The organism is Paenibacillus hamazuiensis, from assembly GCF_023276405.1.
Classification (GTDB): domain Bacteria; phylum Bacillota; class Bacilli; order Paenibacillales; family NBRC-103111; genus Paenibacillus_AF; species Paenibacillus_AF hamazuiensis.
This window is the reverse complement of the sequence record NZ_JALRMO010000001.1, coordinates 934,928-955,898: the sequence shown is the minus strand read 5'-3', so window position 1 is coordinate 955,898 and position 20,971 is coordinate 934,928. Positions and strand designations below refer to the sequence as shown.

Here is a 20,971-nt window from a genome sequence, read left to right as displayed (position 1 = left end):
CCGAAGTTGGCTAGCGGGCGAGCAGCCTCTGCAAGTTGTCGCCGGTATTCGTTCCGTCGGCCGGAATATACACGCAGCAGTGCGCGTTCGTGCTGCCATTTATTTGCGAAAAGGAATTGACGTTGAACGTTAATAGCCCTGCTTCCGGATGGTTAAACCGTATCGTTTTCATCGTCTTTTCCATAATATCGTGGGTTGACCAAAACTCGCGAAATTCGCGGCTTGCGCCGCTCAAACGGTCGATCAGCTTGCGGAACGCAAGATCGTTCAAATTTTTCTCATACCGTCCGCGGAGCACTCCCGCCGTATACTGGGCATAGTCCTCCCAATCCGGCATAATCTTACGTAATTTGTCGCACGTAAAAGTAAGCCACGCCATGGACCGGTCCTCCGCGGCAAGCGACGAAAAATCGTAAATAACGCGGCACGCCGCCGCATTCCAGCTTAAAACCTCCGTGCGGTCCGTCGCGATAAACGCCGGATACGGAAGCTGATGCACGACTTTTTCGATATCCGGCGACAGCTGCTGCACCGAAGATCCCGCATTCGGCATATCCATATTGGCCAAATGAAGCACGTGCAGATGCTCGTTTTCGCTGAGCTTCAGCGCCTTGGCGATGCTGTCCAGCACCTGCCGCGAAGGCGTCGTCGCCCTGCCCTGTTCGAGCCACGTATACCAAGTGGTGCTGACATGGGCAAGCTGGGCCACTTCTTCCCTGCGCAGACCGGGTGTCCTTCTTTTGCCGTAACCCGGAGGAAGACCGGCCTCCGAAGGATTCAATTTCTCCCGGCGCGACTTCAGGAATTCTCCGAGCAGCCGGGCTTTTTGCCTGTCCATAGACATCGGAACGTCCCCTCTTACAACAAGATTTACTTATTATACTCCCTCCCCGGAGGTTGTTCCAATGGTTTATGCCGCCATGCCCCGACCGCTGCGATTCCCGTTACTGCTCGAAAACAAACCGGATATCGTATGAACCGGCATCCGCGGCGGCAAAGCGCAGCAGTTGCTCCCCTTCATCGGTCAAGGCGATTTGATCCTCATGCGAAATCGGCTCGAACGCTTCAATGACAAGAGTGGCCGGTTCCCGCTTCTTCCGTTCGATCGACCAGATCCCGCGGACAAACCCGTCGACGAGAACGGTTGACCGGACGATGCCGTTTTTCGTGAGAACGCGCGTCCGGTACTTGTCCGCAATAATTCGCGTCCTGTCCGCATGGGACAGCAGCAGGTTATCGTACTCGGCTATAAACCGCACCGGAGCCAGCATATCCGCGTCGGGGCGCGGAGCGTCCTCCAGATCGAACAGCTCATTGCCGTTCTCGTCATGAAAAACGAGGAGCTGCGGCCTAAGCCGCTCCACCGCCTCGCGCAAGCCGGTATGGCCGGACCAAATCTGCATATCCTTGACACCGGCCGGACCGAAAGCGGCCAAATACCGCAGCAGAAATTTCCCGCTATCGATATCCGAAGCAAGGGGGCGGCCCAACCACGTCTCTATCGGCGTATGCATCGCCTGGCCGCCGGCACCCCAAATGCCGCGCGGCGGCACCTGAACAAGCGGCACGTAGGTCCGCACCGTATATTCCAGGGCAGCGGGCTCGCGCTCCGGCCAACGTTCGCCGAGCCGCTTGCCGAGCTCGTCAAACGTCAGCGGCTGCTCCTCTGTGAGCGCCCGGCCGGCCGCGGCAACCGCGTCAAGATCAAGACCGGCCGTACGTTTGCCGTAGGCGCCGCTCAGGCCGCGCTCCAAAGCCGGCTGCAGCCACGGCCGCAGGGATAAGCCGTCGGATGCGGATACAAGATGAAGCGTTGAGCGCATCAGCGCGAGACGAACCGCACGTTTGCTCAGGATGAGTTCCGACAGTTCTTCGTGGCGGAAGCAGTCAAGACGTGTCCATAAACCGAAGTACGGAGCATACGGCGATTGGGCCTGCAGGCCGAGCAGATGTTCTATCGCCTCGAGAGCGGACAGCTTTGCACGGCTCAGAAGCAGCTGCCGTGCAAGCAAGGCCCGGTTCAAGGCGCGTGATTCAAGCACCGGCGCCGCGTTGCTGCCGCTTTGCACAGACTTGGCTGATTTCATCATATGAACCTCCTTTTGTTAAGGGGATATAACTCTTATTTTGAACGATAACGCTGACAACTGGTTGTCAGCGTTATCGTTATCGTTGTTGCCTTCTAAGGGCATTGTAATTTGTCAGGCGGCTCTACAATGAAAACGGTGCCAAATGATCAAGCAGGTTCGGCTTTTGATACGCTTTACGCCGTCGCCGTACTGCCAAATATGAATCCCCGTATCTCCGGTCGGAATCAACACCTGACCGTCATACGGCAGTCCCGAGCTGCAACCTCACATAATCAATCGTTGCTCCATCGGCGGCATACATAAATCTGTGATCGAACGGACTTTGCGAGTCATCCAGCATAAAGGGCAGAAACGTGTGGATTTTTTCCGCAATGCCTCGATTATCCGCATCAAGCACCCAAGTCGCTTCCTTCCCAAACAGGAATATACGTTCGTTAAAAAGAGAGGACTTTGGAGTTACTATTGCCCGCAATCCCCGCTTTCCAAAAACGGCTGATACATCATAAGCGCGTGGTTCTCCGTCACGTAGTGGTCACCGATCAGATCTTTGTCATGGTTGAAAATGCGCCGGTGTATCACATTGTGGCGGACATAGCCGCCCCAAATCTCCTGCGTAATCCTATGTTCCTTTTCATAGATTTCATAGCTGACCCGCGGTTCGCTTACTGTTCTCCATTCGCCGGCCAGATGGCCGTTTTCCAAAAAAACGCGAAGCTGATACGTCTGCTCCGTCGGGTTAAATATTCTTAAATCGAGGTAGTTATAGGCGCAGGTTGCTCCGCTTCCGAACGGCTGGCTTCGTCCGGCGTCCGGGAACACATCGTAGCTGTGGCGATGGCGCTCGGTCACGGTGAGCGGCGTGTGCAGCGTCAACCAATAAATGAGATTGGACAGCTGGCAAAGTCCCCCGCCCACACCCGGCTTGAATTTGCCGTAAAATAACACCATCCCGTCCACGTATCCTTTTTTATATGTAGGGCGGCCGATCAATCTCCAGTACGAGAACGTTTCTCCCGGACGAATCAAAATGCCGTCTATTTGACGTACGGCGATCTGCAGGTTGATAATTTTGTTATACTGCAGCCACATGTCTACATCTTTTAATTGTCTGAACAAAGGCGTCCGGTGCCTGATTACGACATAAGGCAGCGCTGCGGTTTGGATTTCCCGGGCGAACTTCGTTTTCCCGAAATACCACTCCATGTACCGCTTAAATTGGAAATAGGCGGTTCCGAGGAATAACCTCAGCCGGGATCTTTTCACGGGCTTCATTTGCATTTCCTCTCTATCGTCAACTGCATGTTCAAGCAGTGTCAACAGCTATTTTTTTGCGGCCGCCTCTTTTTCCTTCTGCGCATCCTCAGCCTGCTTCGCCTTCGTCAGTTCCTCCTGGCCCTTGTCCTGGATGACGGAAATCGCCTCGTCGAGCGATTTTTTCCCGTCCTTGACCGCCTGCAGCTCCTGCTCGGCGAGGGTGCTGAACGGCTGGTAAAATGCGCTCGGAATTTTGTCGAGGCCCAGGTTGTAAACCGTCGTATCGGCCTTCAGCTTGAAAAACGCCTCCAGCGAGCGGCCGTCTTTCGTTTTCATGTAAGCGGTCCGCGCCAGCAGCCCCTAAGTGCCTCCGGTCGCCTTGGCCTGAATTTTCGCATATTCGTCGCTGTTCATATATTTCAGCAGCTCCCAAGCCGCGCGCAAGTTGGGCGACTGCGCGTTGATCGCGAAAATTTGCTGCACGCTGAAAGCGCCGCTGACTTCGCGGTTTTGCGGATTGACGGGCACTGTGACAAGCTCCCAATTGACCGGCTTCATATCCTTGAGCACGCTTTGGGCCTGCGCGATGTTGTCGAGCAGGTAAGGACCGTCAATCGTCATCGCGGCAGTGCCGGCGACAAACAGGTTTTCTTTTAAATAGTCCTCATACGTTCTGTAGCTGGTCATCGGCGAACCGTTCGGATCCGGGGTGTAGACGGTTCCGGATTTGACCGCGTCGATTGCGGTTTGAAACACCTTCTTCCATGCGTCCGATTTCACCGTCACCTTTATGCTGCCGGAGTCGACGACGGATAAATTTTGCGTGCGCCCGATCATCGACGCCAAGCTGTACAAGCTGGACGAGCCGCGGTTTTGATACAGCCCGTAGACGCGTTTTTGCGGGTCGCCCGTTGCCGGGAACCTTTTGGAAAGTTCAAGCAGCTCCTCCCAGGACATCTGGTCTTTCGGATAAGGCACCCCGTATTGATCGAACAAATCTTTATTGAAAAATACGGCCGAGCTGTAGAACAGAGGAGCGAGCCCGTACAGCTTGCCGCCGCTTTTGGATTTGACCGTCTCCAGAATGGCGGGTTGGATGCCGGCGATGTCGTATTTGTCTTTCGCGATGAGCGGCTCCAGATCGTACAGCTTTCCTTCGCCGGCAAGCTGCTCGTATTGGTCCGGCTGGAGCATAAGCAGGTCGGGCTGCTGCTCCTCTACCAGCTTTTTGAACTCCTCCTTCGGATCGGCCCCTTGGCGGTACATACCCTGCGTAGAGATCACATTGATGTCCACGTTCGGAAATTTCGTCCAAAACAACGTGCCGTATTGCTGCAAAAACTGGCGATCGTTGTAGTACATCACCTTGATCGTCGCCTGCTCGTCTTTGCCGAATTCCTTCGGCTCCGCTTTCCCCGCTCCGAGGTTCAAATTGCAGCCGGCCAGCAAGCTGCCGGCCAGCACCAACGTCGCCGCACCCGCCGTATAACGGGCGCTCCATAAACCGCTTCGCATAATTTTCTCCACTCTCCACTCTCATATCGTTTCATAAAGGAACTGCAGTGCGCTAAAACGGGAATTTCGGGCGGTCAACGATGATTAGAGGAGCTGTGGTGCGTTATTTCCATGGTTTTCAGGCTCTTGAGCCATTTTTCACCGATTTAGCGCATATCAGTTCCGTTATTTTTTTCGATGTACCCATTTGGCCGATCACAGCGAACCTGAGTTCCGCTATGCTACGGAATTGCTTGTTTAGCGGGATAACAGTTCGTCTGACGTTCGCTCGTTCGTTCGGTCTTTCAGGTACAGCCCGCGACACGTATGTGCCCGTTAACCCCACAAGACTGATGGGGCTCCGCGAACCGCCGCGGCAGCGGGCTTACCGCTTGCGGCGGTTTTTCGCGGCGAGCAGGCGATCCATTCGCGCCTGCTCACCGGTCTCCGCCGGCTGGCCCGGCGCCGGTGCGGCCTGCGGCTGCGGCGCCTGCGGCTTCGCGGCGGTGCCGGCTCTGTCGCCGCCGTCGCCCGCTGCCGCAGGCGTGCCGCCGCCCGCGCGCGGCGCGGATGCCGCGGCGTCCGTGCGCGGCAGCTCGCGCCCGGCGGCGTCTTGGCCGCGCGCGAGCAAGGACGCGCTGCCCGCCTGTACGCCGCGGCGAGACGCGCCGGCTTCGCGCGTGCGGCGGCGAAGCCGCTCCATGGCCGCTGCCGCGGCCTGGTTGTCCGCCGCCGGGGCAGCCGGCCCGCGCCGGCCGCGGACATAAGCCGCCGCTGCGGCGGACAGGCGCGCCCACGGCACGGACAGCCGGCGCACGGCGATGTCCGCGAGCCAGACCAGCACGGCCAGCATCAGCAGCGGGAGCGTCAGATCGCGCACCGTCCGCTTCGGCTGGATCTTGCCCTGGAACACCGCCTCCGGATGCTCCAGGCTGAGCAGCCGGCCGCCGGTCAGCTCGGCGAGCTGCTTCAGCTTCGCCGCCCCGTCCCCGGGAGTCAGCCGGTACTCCGGCGAGTAAGGAAGCACAAAGCCCGCGGTGACGCTGCCGCCCGCCTGGTCTTTGTTTCCGGGCACGTCGATTTTAGCCAAATAGACGCCCGGCTTCGCCACACTCATCTTCGCCTCGTACTCGCCCGGAGCCGTCGGCGTTACCTGCACGTTTTCCGTCTGCAGCGCCTCGTCCGTGACCGATACCCGGATCTCCCCGGTCGGATCGGGGCTGCCGCTTTTTAACCCCAAAGTCACTTCGCTGCCGCCGAGCCGCGACGTCAGCTCGAAAGGCGCCGCCTGAAACTGCGGAAACGTCCATTTCAAAATATGGCTGAACACAGAGGAAAAGGCGTTCCATTCGACCCAATCCTTCGACCATTTCCCGGTCACGTCGCTCGTCCATGCCACCGCGCGGCCGGAACCGTACTGCCAGCGGGCAAGCAGCGGATCGGGCTCGGGGCTCGTGAGCGCAACCTCCGCCGCCTGCTTCGGGGTCGTCGCCACGTAAGCGTTGATTTTCGGCACGCCTTGGCGGAAAAGCTCGCCCCAGTCGCCGGGCTGCCCTAGCGCCGGCACAAACGGTTTGTCCACGATATACGTGCGGGCCATCATCACCGCCTCCCGGCTGAAAATCGCCGGAAGCGTGGTTTGGTCGTTCGTGTAATAAAACCGGCCCTTCGCCAGCTTCGCCAGCTTTTCGAGAAGCTGAACGTCCGCTCCTTCGCCGACGGCGACCGAAGAGAGCGTCATTTTGTTTTGCACCATGCTGCCGGCGAGCTGCTCGTAGCTTTGGTTCGTCGCCGACTGCCCGTCGGTTAGCAAAATGATATGCTTTCGCTGCGCATCGACCTTCAGCAGCCGCTGGTAAGCCTCCTCCACCGCCGTATAGATTTCCGTGCCTCCGTCCGGCTGAATGCCTTGAATCAGGCCGGTCACCTTTTTCTTGTCCGTCAGCTTTTGCGGCTCCACAACCCACCAGGGCGAAGAATCGAATGCGACGACGCCGACCGTATCCTTCTCGCGCATCAGCTCGACCGTCCGCATGGCGGCTTCTTTCGCGAGCTCGATTTTGTCCCCGGACATGCTGCCCGAGCGGTCGATCACCAAAATCAGCCCAAGCGACGGAATTTCCCGTTTCCCCTCCAGCTCCATCGACACCGGCAGCGCCCGTTCGATCGGCGTTTTAAAATAACCGCCCATGCCGAAGCTGTCTTCGCCGCCGGTCATGATCAGCCCGACCCCGTGGTCCTTGACCGCCTTTTCGATCATGTCCATCTGCGGGCCGGATATGCGGGTGGCCGGCACGTTGTTCAAAACGATGCTGTCATACCCGGTATAATCGGCCATTTCGCGCGGCAGCATCTCCGGAGGGATCGTATCGCAGCCGATCAGGCCCGATTTCAAAACCGCCTCGACATTCGTCGAGGACCCTGGGGTTCCTTCGACAACCAGCACTTTCGGCGGGCCGCTCACCCGGCTGAACGCGTAATCGGCATTGTTCGCCGCCTGCTCGTCGTTCGGAAAATAAATCTCCGCGCGGTAGCGGTGAAAGCCGGGTTCCCTGGCCAGACTTTGCAGCGCAAACCGATTGTCCCCGCGTTCCACCGTCACCGTTTGGCTGGAAATTTCCCGGTTATCTTCGTATACTCTTAGCTCGCCGGTGCCGGCATACGTGCTTTTGAGCTGCACCTCCAGCGTATATTTCTCCGCCTGATACAGCTTCTGGGGCAGCTTCAGGCTTTCGATCGCGACATCCCGGCGAACCGCCGCGGGAATCGGCAGCACGTCGACGGGGATGCCTTTATCCTTGAGCAGGCGCGCCTCCCTCAGCAAATCCCCGGTATTTTCCTGGCCGTCGGACATCAAAACGAGCCGCGGAGACGCATCCTGAGGCAGCAGCCCTGCGGCGAGCCCCAGCCCTTGCGCCAGATTCGTAAATTCCCGGTTCACCTGCCCGTTAAAAGCAAGCTTTCCGAGCCCGTCAGCCGTCAGGCTGCGTTCCACGATCGCGTTCCCGCCGGCGGTGACGACGCCGACGCGGTCGTCCTTCGCTTTGGCCGCCGCCGAAGCCTGAAGCCACGCGTCGTATGTTTTGCTGTCGGCCGGCATGCTGTAAGAGCGGTCGGCGACGTAGACGACCGCCCGCTGCTGCAGCGATTCAAACCACTGCATGCCGGCCAAGGCGGCGATGAGCAGCAAAAGCAGAAGCGCCCGGAGACCGACGGCCCACCGCCTGCGCAGGCTCGACCAGCTCAGCCTGGAGCGCCATGCCCATACGACAAATCCCGCCCACGGGATCAGCAGCAGAAGCAGATAAGGCTCACGAAACTGAATGCCCACGCCGGTACACCTCCCATTCCGCCAGCACGATGATGATGATCAGCGCGACGATCCACGGCAGGAGCGGATACCGCGTTCGATCCGCCGCTTCTTTGCCGGCATCCGCTCCGGAAGCCGGCGGCGAGCCGGCGGAAGACGGAGCGGAAGACGCTTTCCCGGCAGTATCGACGGAGGCGGCACCGGTCGGTGCCGAAGCAGGTACGCCGGAACCGGCTGCATCCGATTGGGCCCCTTGCCTGGCAAAAACAAGCTCCTTCCGCTCGTTGATCCGAGTTTCCTGCGGATCGACCGTCACCTCGAGCAGCGTTTTTTTCTCGCTGCCGTCCGCCTCGCGTTCCACGAATTGATACAGACCGGGCCGATTCGGCACGGTTTGTCCGCTCAGCACCGCTCCGGCCGCCTGCTCCGCCGTCAGCGCCGAGCCTCCCGGAACGTCGAGCGGCACCCATTCGGCGGATACCGCCTTCGGCGAAACCGGAATTTCCTTTTTCTCGCCGGCTACGGCGCGGCCCAAGCTTTTCGCCTGCGCACTGCCGAGCCAGTCCGCCGCGTTCTGCACCAGAACGGGAAACTCGGCGCGCAGCGGCAAATCGGATTGATGCAGGTCGAACGCGAACAGCAGCCTCGGCTGGCCTTTTTCCGAACCGGCATAAATGAAAGGCTGCGCTCCGAGACTGACGATCGGCTGCCCCCAGGGGACCGATTCCGGCTGCCACAGCTTGGCAAGATGCGTGTCCTGGAACGAAATATATTTCGTTACCGGATGGTCGGCGATGCGGAAATCGCCGGCCGGAGGGTTCGTTTCGTTTCCCGCAAATCCGCTCCGTATGTACCATACCGGCTTTTGCCCGAGCAGCCGCTGCCACGGCTCCCCGGCTACGGACGCGGCTTCCGTGCCGTCGAGCACGACCATATCGAACTCTCCTTGCGGAGGAGCGGCCATGCTGGCCGCGCGAACTTTCACGACCTCGACCCCGGCGAGCTGCAGCGCTTTTTCGAGAAACAGATTTCCTTCCGTCAAGAGCAGCGCCTTTTTCGCCCGGTTTTCGCTCAAAAAAGCGAACGCCCGATTATCCGCCGCAAATTCGTCTGCATTCCCTAGCTCAATTTTGTAAAAGTCCGCTATCGGCAAATCATCGAAGCTGATCGTCCGCTGCTCGCCCGGCTCCAAGGGCACCCGCCGCGAATCCGCGAGCGTGCCGCCCGCCTGCAGCGTAACCTCCGCTTCCTGGCCGATGTCCGCGTCGTTTTTCAGCACCGCGATGCCGCTTGCGGCGGTGCCCGACACCCCGGCTCCCTGCTTGACGCCAAACTGAACGATGCCGATGTTTCGTGCGGCGCCTCCGACAGGCTCGACGTGGACAGGTGCCGAAAAGGCAAGTCCCGCCGCGTTTTCCGTCCATTCCGCATCGGTGAACAGGCGAATTTCCGCATCGGTCTCGTTTTGCGTCAGCGCGGAAGCGAGCGACATCGTCTCCTTGTACGCCGTTTTCCCGTAAAAAGGCTCGATCCCCCGGATCGCCGCCAGCACCGCATCCGCCTTCGTTTCTCGCGATACGAGCACCTCCGGCTGCGCCCCCATGGCAAGCACGGTGACCGGGCTGCCTCCGGCCCCGTCCCGCACGTATTCGGCCGCCTGCCGCTTGGCCAGCTCCAGTCGGGTGAGCGGCGTATCGTCGCCCGCTGCGCTGCTTTTAACGGCGCCGGCTGCCTGCTTGCCGCCTCCTGCCGCTCCGGTGCTGCCTGCCGGCCCGGTTTCCGTGACGCCGCTTCCTCCGGTACCGCCTGCACGATTCTCCTTACCGTCCCCTGTCGCCCCGGGGTCCCCCGGTACGATCGCCGCCATGCTCGCGGAACGGTCGACGACAAGCACGACGTGGCTTTTCGCCCCGTGCGCAGTCCATACGAACGGCTGCATCAGCGCGAGAACGAGCAGGGACGCCGCAAGCAGCTGAAGAATGAGCAGCCAGTGGCGGCGCAGCTTTTGCCAGGGACGGTTCGCTTCGAGATTGTGCAGCACCCGGTTCCACAGCAGCGAGCTCGGCACCTCGGTATCGATATATTTTCGTTTCAAAATGTACATCAGCACGATGGCCGGCAGCGCAAGCCCGAACCATAAGCCGACGAGCGATTGAAATTGCATGCTTCGCGTTCACCTCGCTTTCTTCCGGACGCATCCTCTCCCGGCGATCGTAACGGCACTGCAAGGCGGGTGGTCATACACCCTCTCCTACAGCAGCAGGCCGTTTTCCCGCAGCGAACGCTGCACGGCATCCTCCACAGGCGTCCCGGTCGTCAGCAGCATATATGCCATGTTCCGTTCGTGGCAAAACCGTTTGAGCCCCTGCGAGTACTGATGAACCGCCGCACGGTAGTCGCGCAGTACCCGTCCGGTTACCGCCACTTCCTTTCCCGCACCCGACTCGCTGTCGATAAGCCGCAAATCGCCGGAGAGCTTCGGATTCATCTCCTCCTCGGACAATATGTGCACGACGACAACCTCCTGACCGGCGGCATGGAGAAATCCAAGCGACTCCTCCACCCCGGATTCGTACAAAAAATCGGAAAAAACCCACGACATGCCCGGCTGTCTCGGCACAGCTCCCGGCCGCATTACCGCTTGCGCCAGGTCGCCCCTCGGTACGGTTTCCGCTTCCGCCAAAAAGCCAAGCAGCCGCGGCATCGAGCCTTTCCCCCGCAGCAGCGGCAGCTCCCGTTCGATCCGCTCGCCGAACAGGCGCACGCCGACGCGGTCGTAGCCGGACAGCGCAATGTAGCCGATGCATGCCGCCAGTTGCCGGGCGTACAAAAACTTGCTCGCCCGAGCCTGTTCAGACCCGGCTCCTCCGCCGCCGAAATCCATCGACCGCGAGCAATCGACATACAAATGGACGCGAAGCTCCTGCTCGTCCATGAACTGCTTGATGAACGGTTTTCCCGTGCGGGCGTAGGCTCCCCAGTCAAACCGGCGTATATCGTCCCCGGGCGAGTACAGCCGGTAATCGGCAAATTCCAGCGAAGCGCCGAGCTGCTTCGAGCTGCGCTTTCCCTGCATGTTGCCGCGAATGCGCCGCTTCGCGGCGAGCGACATCCGCTCCAGCCGCAGCAGCAGTCCTGGATTCAATTCGAGCTGCCCCGCACTCATGCCCTTTTCTCCAGCCCGGCGATAATTTCCTCGACAATCGCGTCCGTCGCAACGCCCATCGCCTGACCCTCGAAGTTCAAAAAGATCCGGTGCCGCAGCGCCGGCAGCGCCACCTTGGCGATATCGCTTTTCGCCACGTGAACCCGCCCCTCCGTCAGCGCCCGAACCTTCGCCACCGAGACGATCGTTTGAAGTCCGCGCGGTCCGGAGCCGAAGCGGACGTACTTTTTGACCGAGTCCGGCACACCCGCCTCTGCCGGATGCGTCATCATGACCAGCTGTACGGCATAGTCGAGAACATCGTCGGCTACGAGCAGGTGCCTCGCCCCCTCCTGAATCGTTGACAACGTGTCCGCATCGGCGGTTTTATCCGCCGTCGCCGTATGTGCGGAGGTGGTGCGCCGGACGATTTCCTTCAATTCGTCCCGCGTCGGATAGGCGACGTTGATTTTGAGCAAAAAGCGGTCAAGCTGGGCTTCCGGCAGCGGGTACGTGCCTTCGTTTTCCAGCGGGTTTTGCGTCGCCAAAACGAAAAACGGCTTCGGCAGACGGTGCGTCTCGCTGCCGATCGTCACGGTTTTTTCCTGCATCGCCTCCAGCAAGGCGCTTTGCGTTTTCGGCGTCGCGCGGTTGATCTCGTCGGCCAGCACAAGGTTGCCGAAAATCGGTCCGGGCTGAAACCGGTAAGACGTGTCTCCTTTTACGCCGAACTGAATGACATTCGTCCCCGTAATGTCGGCCGGCATCAAATCGGGGGTAAACTGGATGCGCGAGAAGCTCATGTCGAGCGCATCGGCCACCGTGCGCACGAGCATCGTTTTGCCGAGACCGGGGATCCCTTCCAACAGCGCGTGGCCGCCGGCAAAAATGCACCACAGCATCTGCTCTACGACCTCCTGCTGCCCTACGATCACGCGGCCGATTTGCTCCTTCACCGCCGCGATCGTCTCGCGCCAACCCTGCACCTGCTCCTTCGTTTGTATCATGAAAGGTCCTCCTCCATAGTCGTTCGAAAAAAGCGCCGCTTCGACGAAGCACCTCGAAATTTTCCAACGCGTGCGAATCCGAGACGCGCGTTTCGGCGCTGCGCGGCGGCCGGTCGAACCTTACGCGGGCTCGCACCTCAAAATTTTCCAACGCTCGCGAATTCTAGACGCGCGTTTCGGCGCTGCGCGGCGGCCGGTCACCCCCCGTCCGCCTCATCGGATTCTCTCCCAGCCGCTGCCCAAGCTTTTTAGGCACTGTGCATAACAGCCCGTCTCTCTTGTCCCCCGGATTCATAAAGGAACTACAGTGCGCTAAAACGGCCATTTTGGGTGGTTCGCCGAGATTAAAGGAACTGCAGTTCGTTATTTGCAAGTTTTTGCCGTTCCATAAGCGATTTCTACCGATTTAGCGCATCACACTTCCTCTATTTTTTCGATGTGCCCATTCACCAGAGGATAACGAACGTCAGTTCCGCTATACCAACACAAGAACCAACGAAAAAACGAGAAACTCCTGTTATTCCGACTGGTTTATCTTCACCGAGTCCATCGGTGCTGCAGAGCGAGCGGTCGCCCCCTCAAGCAAGCGGGACAATCGCGGACCAACGGAAGTAAGAGTTTTACAAACCTTTCCAACCGGTTCGCCGGTTCTAGCGGTTCGGCTGAATTTCCGTAAAATAGTCGCGCACGAGATTTTGCATGCTTTGCGGCAACGGATGGCGATCCAGTGCGCTTTTCGCCTCGGTGGCATACTCGGAGTATACTTCCTCGTAAGGCCGCGTCGCTCCGTCGATCGTAGGCGACGGTCCGCCCTTCTGCACGTCTCCGCCGCCTTTGGTCGGACCGCCGTCTTTCTGCACGTTGCCGAAGCCTTCCATGCCGCGGGGCGTCGTCACCAGATTGCGCGCCCCGTTGCCGAAGCCGCCCTGCAGTCCGCCGGTGCCGCCGCCCTGCCCGGTACCGGAACCGGAGCCGGCTCCGGCGCCCGCTCCAGCGCCTTGCCCGACCCCGCCCGCACCTGCACCGGCTCCTTGGCCTGCGGCGCCGGTTGCACCGGCTCCCGCCGCGGAGCCGGCTGAGCTCGCACTCGCGAGCCCGTCGCTTGCGCCGTCAGCGCCGTCCGCCGCCGACAGCGAGTCGGCGAGGCCTCCCGGCGTCCACGCCGCGGACAGCGCCGCACCCTGCGACGCCAGGCGGCCGGCCATCGGCATGCCGAGCTGCGCGACCTGCGCCGCCTGCAGCGCCGCAGCCGCCAGCTGCGCGGCGTTTTGCTGCAGCTGCTTGACCGCCTCGGCGAGCTGCTTATCGAGCTCCTTCAGCTGCTCCTCGAGCGCTTTCGGATCGGCCTCGGCGCCGCCGTTTTCCGCTTTCGCCTGCGCCTTCAGCTCGGCTGCCGCCTTTTCCATCGCTTCGCGCAGCTTCCGCTCCGTCGCCGCATCCGGGTTCGCGGCGCCCGCCGCCAGCTTCTCAAGCGCCTTCGCCAGCGCCTCCTTCTGCTCCGGGGTCAGCTTCAGCACCTGCCGGCGCAAATCTTCGAACGATTGCCGCATCGCTTCGGCGTCCAGCTGCCGCAGGCTTTCGCCGAGCTGCTTCAGCATCGGCTGCTGTTTCATCTGCTCGGCGAACCGTTCGGCTCTGGCCTGCTGCTTTTCCAAAGTTTGCTCCTGCCCGGCCAGCTCCTTCATCGCTTTCTCCATTTCGTCCAGCGCTTTGGCTGCGTCCTTGCTTTTGTTCAGACCTTCCTCCAGCTCCTGAAGTGTTTGCTCCATCGGCTTTTTCGCTTCGGGAGGCAGCTTCTCCGCGGCGAGCTTTGCCTGCAGCTGCTCAACCTGCTGCTTCTGCTCTTCCACCCATTTCGCTTCCTCCTGGCGTTTTGCCACAACCGCATCCATCGGGCTCGGCAGCGCAAGCACGAGAGCAAGCGCAAGTACGCCTGTTCCGAGCAGCCACGAATTTCGCCGCAGCGCCGGGCTCCATTCCGCCTTCGGCATGCGGGCTACGTATTCCTCGGCCCGCCGAACCGCGTCCTCCCGCTGGATGACGGCGATCGGCGCATCCTCCCGCACATACTGCAGCGCCGTGCGGATCGCATCGTCCTCCCCGGACGCATCCATCCGCCTTGCGGCCTCCTCCGGCGTAACCCGGCGAATCAGCAGCGCGTAGGCGGCGCCCAGCATGCCCCCGGCAGCTACAAGCGCTGCCGCCGTCGGCCGGTAAGCCGCTACCGGCAGCAGCCGCGCCGCGAGCGCAAGCAGCAGACCGGCGCCTGCGCCGCAGACTCCGCCAAGCAGCGCGGTCTCTCCGACGCGCAGCCACTGCATGCGCCGGCGCACAGGCGCAAGCAGCTCCAGCAATCGCCGTCCTTCCATCGGGTTCGCCTCCTCACGGTTTTTAGTAGACCAGCTTTCTTTCTCAACGTATGTTTCAGCGATGTCCCGGCCTCTTCCGAGACAGAATAGTGCGATTGCGATATCTGGCAGCTCGCGTGTTTGCGCAGCATCCGGACCGTGCATCCGCTATTTGGCCATAATGAATCGTTCGGGACAGGTCCGTGGACACAAGTGTCGTTATCTCGGAAAACGAGCGCACGCGCGGCGTTCATTCGATAAATAGCGGCTCCTGTGTCCGCCCAAAATACAAACAACGTCTTTTCGCCCACATTACGGATTTGAGGTCCACAAAATGCATAGAGAGGAGCGTCAGCCACTCCCCGCTACATTATGCCGCCGCTCATAGCCCCCGCTAGCGCCGCTTCTTCAGCACCGGCCGGATATACCGAATGCTCACAAGCAGCGCCGCCACGGTCAGCACCGCATATACCGGAATAAACTCCTGCCACAGTTCGAGCGGCGGAGCCGGGTTACCACTGCTCGGCGACCATGTGCGGAACGCCGTACGGGATATGTCCGGCTCGAAGATACTCAGCAGCGCCGCCACCGGATTAAGACCGAGCACATAACCGACCCACGAGTACGTATTCGCCGCGCCAGCGCCCGCATAGTAACGGTTCACGACTCCTTGCAGAAAAATAAACAGCAGCCCGGTTGCCGCAAAGACGGACAACGTGAAGCCGTATGTGACGATAACCGACACCATCGTTCGTTTAAACAACGTGGAAAACATCACTCCGAACGCGCCGAGCACGATCATCACAAAAATATAAAACAAAAACACAAGCACAAGCTGCCCGGGCGAAATGCCCCCGAACAAAAACACGATGCTGTACACCGGCAGCGTCGCCAAAATAACCAGCAGCATAAAGCCGAGCGAGGAAACAAGCTTGCTGACGATGATCGTCGTCGAGCTCATCTGCGTCGTCAGCAGCATGCTCAGCGTCTGCTTCTCCCGCTCCCCGCTGACGATCGCCGCCGTAAGGCCCGGCGTCATGAAGGCGATCAGCACGAGCTGTGCGACGCTCAGGAAGTAAAACAATTCGCGGCTTTGGTTCGGATTGAACCCGCCGCCGCCGCCGCGAAACTCGCCGACGTACAAATAAATGAAGCCGAGCGCAAGCAGTCCGATCGTCAGCAAATAAAACATTAGCGCCCACGCCGAACGTACCGTTCTCATCCGCAGCCGGATTTCCTTGTCCAGCACCGGATTGATCAACTTTTGCCGCCATGTCATTTTGCCCGTCACGGCTGCTCGCCTCCCTTCGTGATTTCGAGGAATACGTCCTCGAGATTCGTCTGCGCTTCGCTGAACGAAACGATCCGGAAACCGCGCGCGATCAGCGCCTGGAGCAGCTCCGCCTGGGCTTCGTCCTGCCCGCTGAAATGCACGTGTACGCCCTGCTCGTCCTCAAGCACCATCGTCACGTCGGGCTGTCCCTGCAAAAAGGCGGCCGCTTCCTTTTCCCCGTCCAAGAGACGAATGTGCAGCACCCGGTTCACCCGCATCCGGTTTTGAATATCCTGCACCTTGCCTTTGGCGATCAGCTCGCCGTGCTCGATGACGCCGATTTCATCGACCATTTCCGCCAGCTCGGGCAAAATATGCGAGGAGATCAAAATCGTTTTGCCCATTGATTTGAGCTCCTTCAAAATCTCCCGCATCTCGATGCGCGCCCGCGGATCGAGCCCGGATGCCGGCTCATCCAGGATGAGCAGCTCCGGATCGTGCACGAGACAGCGAGCGAGACAAAGCCGCTGCTTCATACCCCGTGACAACGAGTCTACGTAAAAATCCGCCTTGTCCGTCAAGTTGACGAGCTCGAGCAGCTGAGGGATCATTTTTTCCCGCTCCGCCCGCGGAATACCGTAGCTGGCTCCATAAAAGTGCAGGTACTCCGTCGCCTTGAACTGGTCGTACACGCCGAAGAAATCCGGCATATAGCCGATCAGCCTGCGCACTTCCTTCGGATGCTCCGTAACCTCATAGCCTCCTACCTTGGCGCTGCCCGAAGTTGGAGCAAGCAGTGTGGCGAGGATCGACATCGTCGTCGACTTGCCGGCGCCGTTCGGCCCGACGAAGCCGAACACGGTGCCTTTGGCGATCGTCATGCTCATCGATTTGAGCGCGACGAATCTGCCGTACGTTTTGCGCAGGTCGGTTATTTCCACCATCGGAACCGAAGCGGCGGCTTGCTGCTCCGGGCCGTTTTCTGCAAGTGTCGTCGTCATTGTTTCACCTTTCCTTCCAAAGCGATATCCGGGTAGCGGAATCCGAAATCCTGCGTCGTCGTCGCTTTCACCCGGATCGCCGTGCCGTCAGCGAGGTATTGGTTCACATTGTCTTTAAATTCGGCGGTTTGCCGCAGATCGAGCGTTTCCCAGCCGTTTTTGCCCACGTTCCAAATTTCCAGCTTCAAAAACGCCGGCAAACCTCCGGTGCTTTGCATGCGCAGCGTGTGATACGATGCCCCCTCGATATCCGGAAGCCGGTATTCGAACGTAAAATCTCCTTGACCGACGTATACTTGACCCATCGGATCGGTTCCCATGTGCTGCACGTTGCTTTGCACGACGGCCGGGGCGATATAACCGTACGGGATCAAGATGTTATCCCCCTGCACGACATCGAGCTGCACTTCCTGCACCCACATGTTGAGCTGGTCCGATTTTGCCTCTTTTCCGTTCACCTTGTAGGCGAACTGTTCGTCCTTGCTCCAGCCGATCAGCCATGTTTTGCCGCTTAAATTGACTCCGTTAAAATTATTCCGATTGGCGTACATGTTGATCATCTGCCGTTCCCGGTTGCGGTCGTCCCCGTTTCTGCCTCCCTGATATGGATACAGCAGCTGGCCAATATCCGAGTATCCGATCCCCGCACCTGTCGAGGGCGCTCCGAGCGGCTTCGTTTCGCCTGCTTTTAGATCGCCGATCCTGTACAGCTGCCGGTTCGCAAAAAGCACGACATCCGTCAAATCGGATTTCGTCGCATTTTTCAACTCGCCCTTGACCGTTCCCGCATCGACTCCGGCCTTCACCTCGAACTTGCCGAGCGGCTCGCTGGAATCCTCTTGCAGCAGCGCCTTGCGCACCGACCAATACGGCACATCGGTCCACTGCAGCCTTGTTTTGCCTTCGTCCATGTATACGTATTGGTCGGTGGCTCCCGCCAGATTGCCGTTCCCGCCCGGACCGCGGCTGTTGTTGAAAGCGAGCGCATGCGCCGATTTCGGCAGCTCGATCTCATATTTCCCCCCGCTCGGCACAAACACCGCCGTCGCCGTCGTCCGCTTGCCTTGGCCGCTGCCGCTCAGCTCCATCGTGTTCAGCGTATGCGTCAGCACGGAACTTCTGTCCGACGCCCCGATCATAAAGATGCCGAAACTCGAAACAAGCGAGAGGGCCGGTATGATGACCCACGCCCACTCCCGTTTGTCGAGTTTTTTCAGAATCAAGTACAGCACCGGGGCCACCACCACCACGTACGCGATAAACAGCGAAAGCAGCATGTAAAAGGACGGCGGATTCAGCGACGGGAACAGGTCCAGCGCATTTTGCACTTCCCAAAATTGCTGCATAAGCGGGTATACTTGCCGGGCCATTTTCGTGTTGCTCATCGCCAAATGGTTTTGCAGCACCTTCTCCCACAGCATCGGATTGCCGGGCCAGGAAGCCAGAGGCTGAAGCGACAAATCGTAGGCGACGTACCAGACGGCGCCTTTTTCCTGCGGTTTCTTGACGAATAGTGGAATTTGCCCTTCCTGCGCAACTACGCTTCCCGCTTTGACATCGGCCCGGGATACCGTAAAAGGCGAAGCCAGCGGAAGCTCCTTGCCAGCTAATTTTTCCAGGGACGACAGCCCGTTTACCTGCACCGTATCTTTATAGGCGGCGGGAGCTATCGCTTCGAATGCCTTCGCCGTTTTCGCATACCCCGCTCCCCCTGCCAAAATGAGGGTGCCGCCGCGGTCGATCCAGCCGGATATCGCTTTGACCTGCTCTTCCTTGAGCTGATCGGACGCCACATCGTTCAAAGCGATCGCGTCGAGGCCGTCCAGCATCATCGATTCCGCCGGCATATCCGCCATATTCAGATATACGACGCTCACGTCATAATTGCGCGAATTTAACAATGTCAAAAAATTAAGCGTATCCGGGTCGCGGGCCAAAACCCCAACGGTCGTCGACTGCGTCAGGTACGTCTCGATATAAGCTTTGCCTTTGACGATCGGCACCTCGGCCCCTTTGTCGACCGAACCTTTGTACAGCTTGACCACGTTGTTGTTGCTGCCCAGCTGCATGCCGGTCCCCGGCAGCGTCATCCATACCGTTTTGGCGGTCATCTTCGGCAAATCGACGTGCTTTACGTAAGTCACATCTTTGCCGCCGGTCGGATTGACCATCTGCAGGACGAGATCGCCGCTCATATCCTCCATCGGGCTGGTGATCGTAAATTTCACCGGAAACCAGCGATTGTCTCTAATTTTGCCGTCAAACCCCGCCTGGATTTGCAGCTCCACCCCGGCCGGGTCCGCAGCGAACGCCTCCCGCGCCGCAAATCCTCCCCACAAGCTGCCGATCAGGGCCAGAAGCAGCGGCAGCGCGGCGATTTTTCTGATGATTGCCTTCATTTCCGGAATATCCCTCCACCATCCATATCGTCTGTCGTAATCTTTAAAATAGACGTCCCGGAATGGTTAAAAGTTTCATAGTTTGCTAAATTACACCAAGAAAGTCTTGATGTCGCTTTAAAATATTTCAAGCTGACCTGAAAAAATGGTTACAGCCTGGAAGAGACAGGTTTCATGTTATATGATGAAATTATAAAAAAACGGGGAGGGGATCGGATTCATGAGCAATCCCGGCGTCAACATAGAGCCCAAGGTTCGCGCGTATTTGGAGCGAATCGGGTACGACGGACCGCTCGAAGCGAATGCGGAAACACTGGCTGAACTGCAGGAACGGCATCTGCATGCCGTTCCTTACGAAAACCTCGATATTGTGCGGCGCATCCCGCTGTCGCTGGAAATTCCCGCTTTGCTGGATAAGATTGTCGTCCGCCGGAGAGGAGGCTACTGCTTTGAGCTGAATGCGCTGTTCGGCTGGCTGCTGCGGCAGCTTGGCTTCGAGGTGACGGATTGGTTCGCCCGGTTTTGGCGTGATGAGCCGAATCCGCCGCCGAAGCGGCGTCATCACGTGCTCAAGGTCCGCGTTCAGGACCGCTCCTATTTGTGCGACGTGGGGGTGGGCGGGATCGTGCCGCGCCGGCCGCTGGAGCTCATCGAAGGTCTGGAGCAGCCGCAGGGAGACGAAATGTACCGGCTCGATCGGGACGCCGATTTCGGCTGGATGCTGATGGAGCGCAGGCACGGCGAATGGAGCAGGCTGATCTCCTTTTCGGAGGAGCCGCAGCTGCCCAAAGATTATGTGATGGCGAGTTTTTGGTGCGAAAACGCTCCGGAGTCGATTTTTTTGAACCAAACGATGGCGGCTATACGGACAAAGGACGGGCGCAACACGATCGCCGGCAAGGAATTCCGGATTTTCACCGCGGACGGCGTAAATGCATTCGTGCCGGAGACGGAAGAGGATTATCGCGAGGCGCTGCGCAAATATTTCGGAATTGAACTCTAACTCCTTTGTAATAGGGTGTTCTCCTTTGGGCAAGGATTGGAATGTCGCCCACTGGGCGCATAATGATACTTGCTGTTTATGAGGAGGATTACCGGGTTGGTTGATGTTTTGACGGAAATTACAATAAAATGTCCCCGGGAAACGGTCGCGACTTATGCAGCTAACCCGGACAACGCTCCGGAATGGTACGAAAATATCGAATCGGCCGAATGGCTGACCCCCAAACCTTTGGCCGTCGGCTCCGAAATTGCGTTTAAAGCGCGGTTTCTCGGAAAGCAACTCTCGTACGTTTACCGGATTGAGGAATACGTGCCGGGAAAACTCCTGGTGATGAGCACGGCGCACGGACCTTTTCCGATGGAAACGACTTATACGTGGCAGTCCGTCAGCGGAGACTCCACGCGGATGACGCTGCGGAATTGCGGTACCCCGGCCGGGTTTTCCATCATCTTTAAGCCGCTCATGTCGTTTATGATGAAAAAGGCGAACAACAAGGATTTGCACAAAATCAAGCAAATCCTCGAACGGCGCAAGTGATTGGCACATGACATTGGTCATGTCGAAGGCGGTACGGCAGGAACGGCATATTGGACACAGCGAGTTTTGCAAAACAGCCTCCGCCACCTTTTGTACGCCGTCGATAACGC

Annotated in this window: 16 protein-coding genes; 2 read left to right on the top strand and 14 right to left on the bottom strand. The window is 59.1% G+C overall.

Annotated features, from left to right (window positions below):
- Window positions 1-10: 10 nt before the first annotated feature.
- The 14 genes from MYS68_RS03810 to MYS68_RS03745 all read right to left on the bottom strand — a co-directional run bounded on the left by MYS68_RS03810 (window position 11) and on the right by MYS68_RS03745 (window position 19,321).
- Complete coding sequence (locus tag MYS68_RS03810) at window positions 11-844, bottom strand: helix-turn-helix transcriptional regulator (protein ID WP_248924551.1); 834 nt, start codon at window positions 842-844, stop codon at window positions 11-13.
- A 100-nt stretch (window positions 845-944) separates the two neighbouring features.
- Complete coding sequence (locus tag MYS68_RS03805; protein WP_248924550.1) at window positions 945-2,090, bottom strand: winged helix DNA-binding domain-containing protein; 1,146 nt, start codon at window positions 2,088-2,090, stop codon at window positions 945-947.
- Window positions 2,091-2,328: 238 nt separating this feature from the next.
- Window positions 2,329-2,487, bottom strand: coding sequence for a hypothetical protein (locus MYS68_RS03800; protein WP_248924549.1), 159 nt, complete (start codon window positions 2,485-2,487; stop codon window positions 2,329-2,331).
- A 62-nt stretch (window positions 2,488-2,549) separates the two neighbouring features.
- Entirely contained in the window at window positions 2,550-3,362 is an 813-nt protein-coding gene (locus MYS68_RS03795) for a VanW family protein (RefSeq protein ID WP_248924548.1), read from the bottom strand.
- Window positions 3,363-3,410: 48 nt separating this feature from the next.
- Window positions 3,411-3,680: a hypothetical protein gene (locus MYS68_RS03790; RefSeq protein ID WP_248924547.1), complete on the bottom strand. Its 270-nt coding sequence runs from the start codon at window positions 3,678-3,680 to the stop codon at window positions 3,411-3,413.
- A 24-nt stretch (window positions 3,681-3,704) separates the two neighbouring features.
- Window positions 3,705-4,871 carry an ABC transporter substrate-binding protein gene (locus MYS68_RS03785; protein ID WP_248924546.1) on the bottom strand — a complete coding sequence of 389 codons (1,167 nt, stop codon included), beginning with the start codon at window positions 4,869-4,871 and terminating at the stop codon, window positions 3,705-3,707.
- A gap of 352 nt (window positions 4,872-5,223) precedes the next feature.
- Window positions 5,224-8,169 carry a VWA domain-containing protein gene (locus tag MYS68_RS03780; protein WP_248924545.1) on the bottom strand — a complete coding sequence of 982 codons (2,946 nt, stop codon included), beginning with the start codon at window positions 8,167-8,169 and terminating at the stop codon, window positions 5,224-5,226.
- A complete protein-coding gene (locus tag MYS68_RS03775; RefSeq protein ID WP_248924544.1) occupies window positions 8,150-10,312 on the bottom strand; it encodes a vWA domain-containing protein in 2,163 nt (720 codons plus the stop codon). Before MYS68_RS03775 ends, MYS68_RS03780 begins: the two co-directional genes overlap by 20 nt.
- Window positions 10,313-10,399: 87 nt before the next feature.
- On the bottom strand, window positions 10,400-11,314 hold the full coding sequence (locus tag MYS68_RS03770; protein ID WP_248924543.1) for a DUF58 domain-containing protein: 915 nt from the start codon (window positions 11,312-11,314) through the stop codon (window positions 10,400-10,402).
- The gene (locus MYS68_RS03765; RefSeq protein ID WP_248924542.1) at window positions 11,311-12,300 is read right to left on the bottom strand and encodes an AAA family ATPase; all 990 of its coding nucleotides are present in this window, start codon (window positions 12,298-12,300) and stop codon (window positions 11,311-11,313) included. The genes MYS68_RS03770 and MYS68_RS03765 overlap by 4 nt, the downstream gene beginning before the upstream one ends.
- A gap of 650 nt (window positions 12,301-12,950) precedes the next feature.
- Window positions 12,951-14,669 carry a hypothetical protein gene (locus MYS68_RS03760; protein WP_248924541.1) on the bottom strand — a complete coding sequence of 573 codons (1,719 nt, stop codon included), beginning with the start codon at window positions 14,667-14,669 and terminating at the stop codon, window positions 12,951-12,953.
- Between the two features lie 373 nt (window positions 14,670-15,042).
- Window positions 15,043-15,939, bottom strand: coding sequence for an ABC transporter permease (locus MYS68_RS03755; protein ID WP_338043545.1), 897 nt, complete (start codon window positions 15,937-15,939; stop codon window positions 15,043-15,045).
- Window positions 15,936-16,865, bottom strand: coding sequence for an ABC transporter ATP-binding protein (locus tag MYS68_RS03750; RefSeq protein WP_248930805.1), 930 nt, complete (start codon window positions 16,863-16,865; stop codon window positions 15,936-15,938). The genes MYS68_RS03755 and MYS68_RS03750 overlap by 4 nt, the downstream gene beginning before the upstream one ends.
- Window positions 16,866-16,918: 53 nt before the next feature.
- Window positions 16,919-19,321 carry a hypothetical protein gene (locus tag MYS68_RS03745; RefSeq protein WP_248924540.1) on the bottom strand — a complete coding sequence of 801 codons (2,403 nt, stop codon included), beginning with the start codon at window positions 19,319-19,321 and terminating at the stop codon, window positions 16,919-16,921.
- A 220-nt stretch (window positions 19,322-19,541) separates the two neighbouring features.
- Here MYS68_RS03745 and MYS68_RS03740 point away from each other — a divergent pair, with 220 nt between their 5' ends.
- Both MYS68_RS03740 and MYS68_RS03735 read left to right on the top strand, forming a co-directional pair.
- Entirely contained in the window at window positions 19,542-20,324 is a 783-nt protein-coding gene (locus MYS68_RS03740; protein ID WP_248924539.1) for an arylamine N-acetyltransferase family protein, read from the top strand.
- 96 nt (window positions 20,325-20,420) lie between these two features.
- Entirely contained in the window at window positions 20,421-20,861 is a 441-nt protein-coding gene (locus MYS68_RS03735; RefSeq protein ID WP_248924538.1) for an SRPBCC family protein, read from the top strand.
- The last annotated feature ends 110 nt before the right edge of the window (window positions 20,862-20,971 follow it).

Excerpts from the sequence above, each read along its gene's own strand:
- MYS68_RS03810 (WP_248924551.1), bottom strand. The coding sequence starts at position 844 with ATGTCTATGGACAGGCAAAAAGCCCGGCTGCTCGGAGAATTCCTGAAG.
- MYS68_RS03805 (WP_248924550.1), bottom strand. The coding sequence starts at position 2,090 with ATGATGAAATCAGCCAAGTCTGTGCAAAGCGGCAGCAACGCGGCGCCG.
- MYS68_RS03795 (WP_248924548.1), bottom strand. The coding sequence starts at position 3,362 with ATGAAGCCCGTGAAAAGATCCCGGCTGAGGTTATTCCTCGGAACCGCC.
- MYS68_RS03790 (WP_248924547.1), bottom strand. The coding sequence starts at position 3,680 with ATGAAAACGAAAGACGGCCGCTCGCTGGAGGCGTTTTTCAAGCTGAAG.
- MYS68_RS03775 (WP_248924544.1), bottom strand. The coding sequence starts at position 10,312 with ATGCAATTTCAATCGCTCGTCGGCTTATGGTTCGGGCTTGCGCTGCCG.
- MYS68_RS03770 (WP_248924543.1), bottom strand. The coding sequence starts at position 11,314 with ATGAGTGCGGGGCAGCTCGAATTGAATCCAGGACTGCTGCTGCGGCTG.
- MYS68_RS03765 (WP_248924542.1), bottom strand. The coding sequence starts at position 12,300 with ATGATACAAACGAAGGAGCAGGTGCAGGGTTGGCGCGAGACGATCGCG.
- MYS68_RS03760 (WP_248924541.1), bottom strand. The coding sequence starts at position 14,669 with ATGGAAGGACGGCGATTGCTGGAGCTGCTTGCGCCTGTGCGCCGGCGC.
- MYS68_RS03750 (WP_248930805.1), bottom strand. The coding sequence starts at position 16,865 with ATGGTGGAAATAACCGACCTGCGCAAAACGTACGGCAGATTCGTCGCG.
- MYS68_RS03745 (WP_248924540.1), bottom strand. The coding sequence starts at position 19,321 with ATGAAGGCAATCATCAGAAAAATCGCCGCGCTGCCGCTGCTTCTGGCC.
- MYS68_RS03740 (WP_248924539.1), top strand. The coding sequence starts at position 19,542 with ATGAGCAATCCCGGCGTCAACATAGAGCCCAAGGTTCGCGCGTATTTG.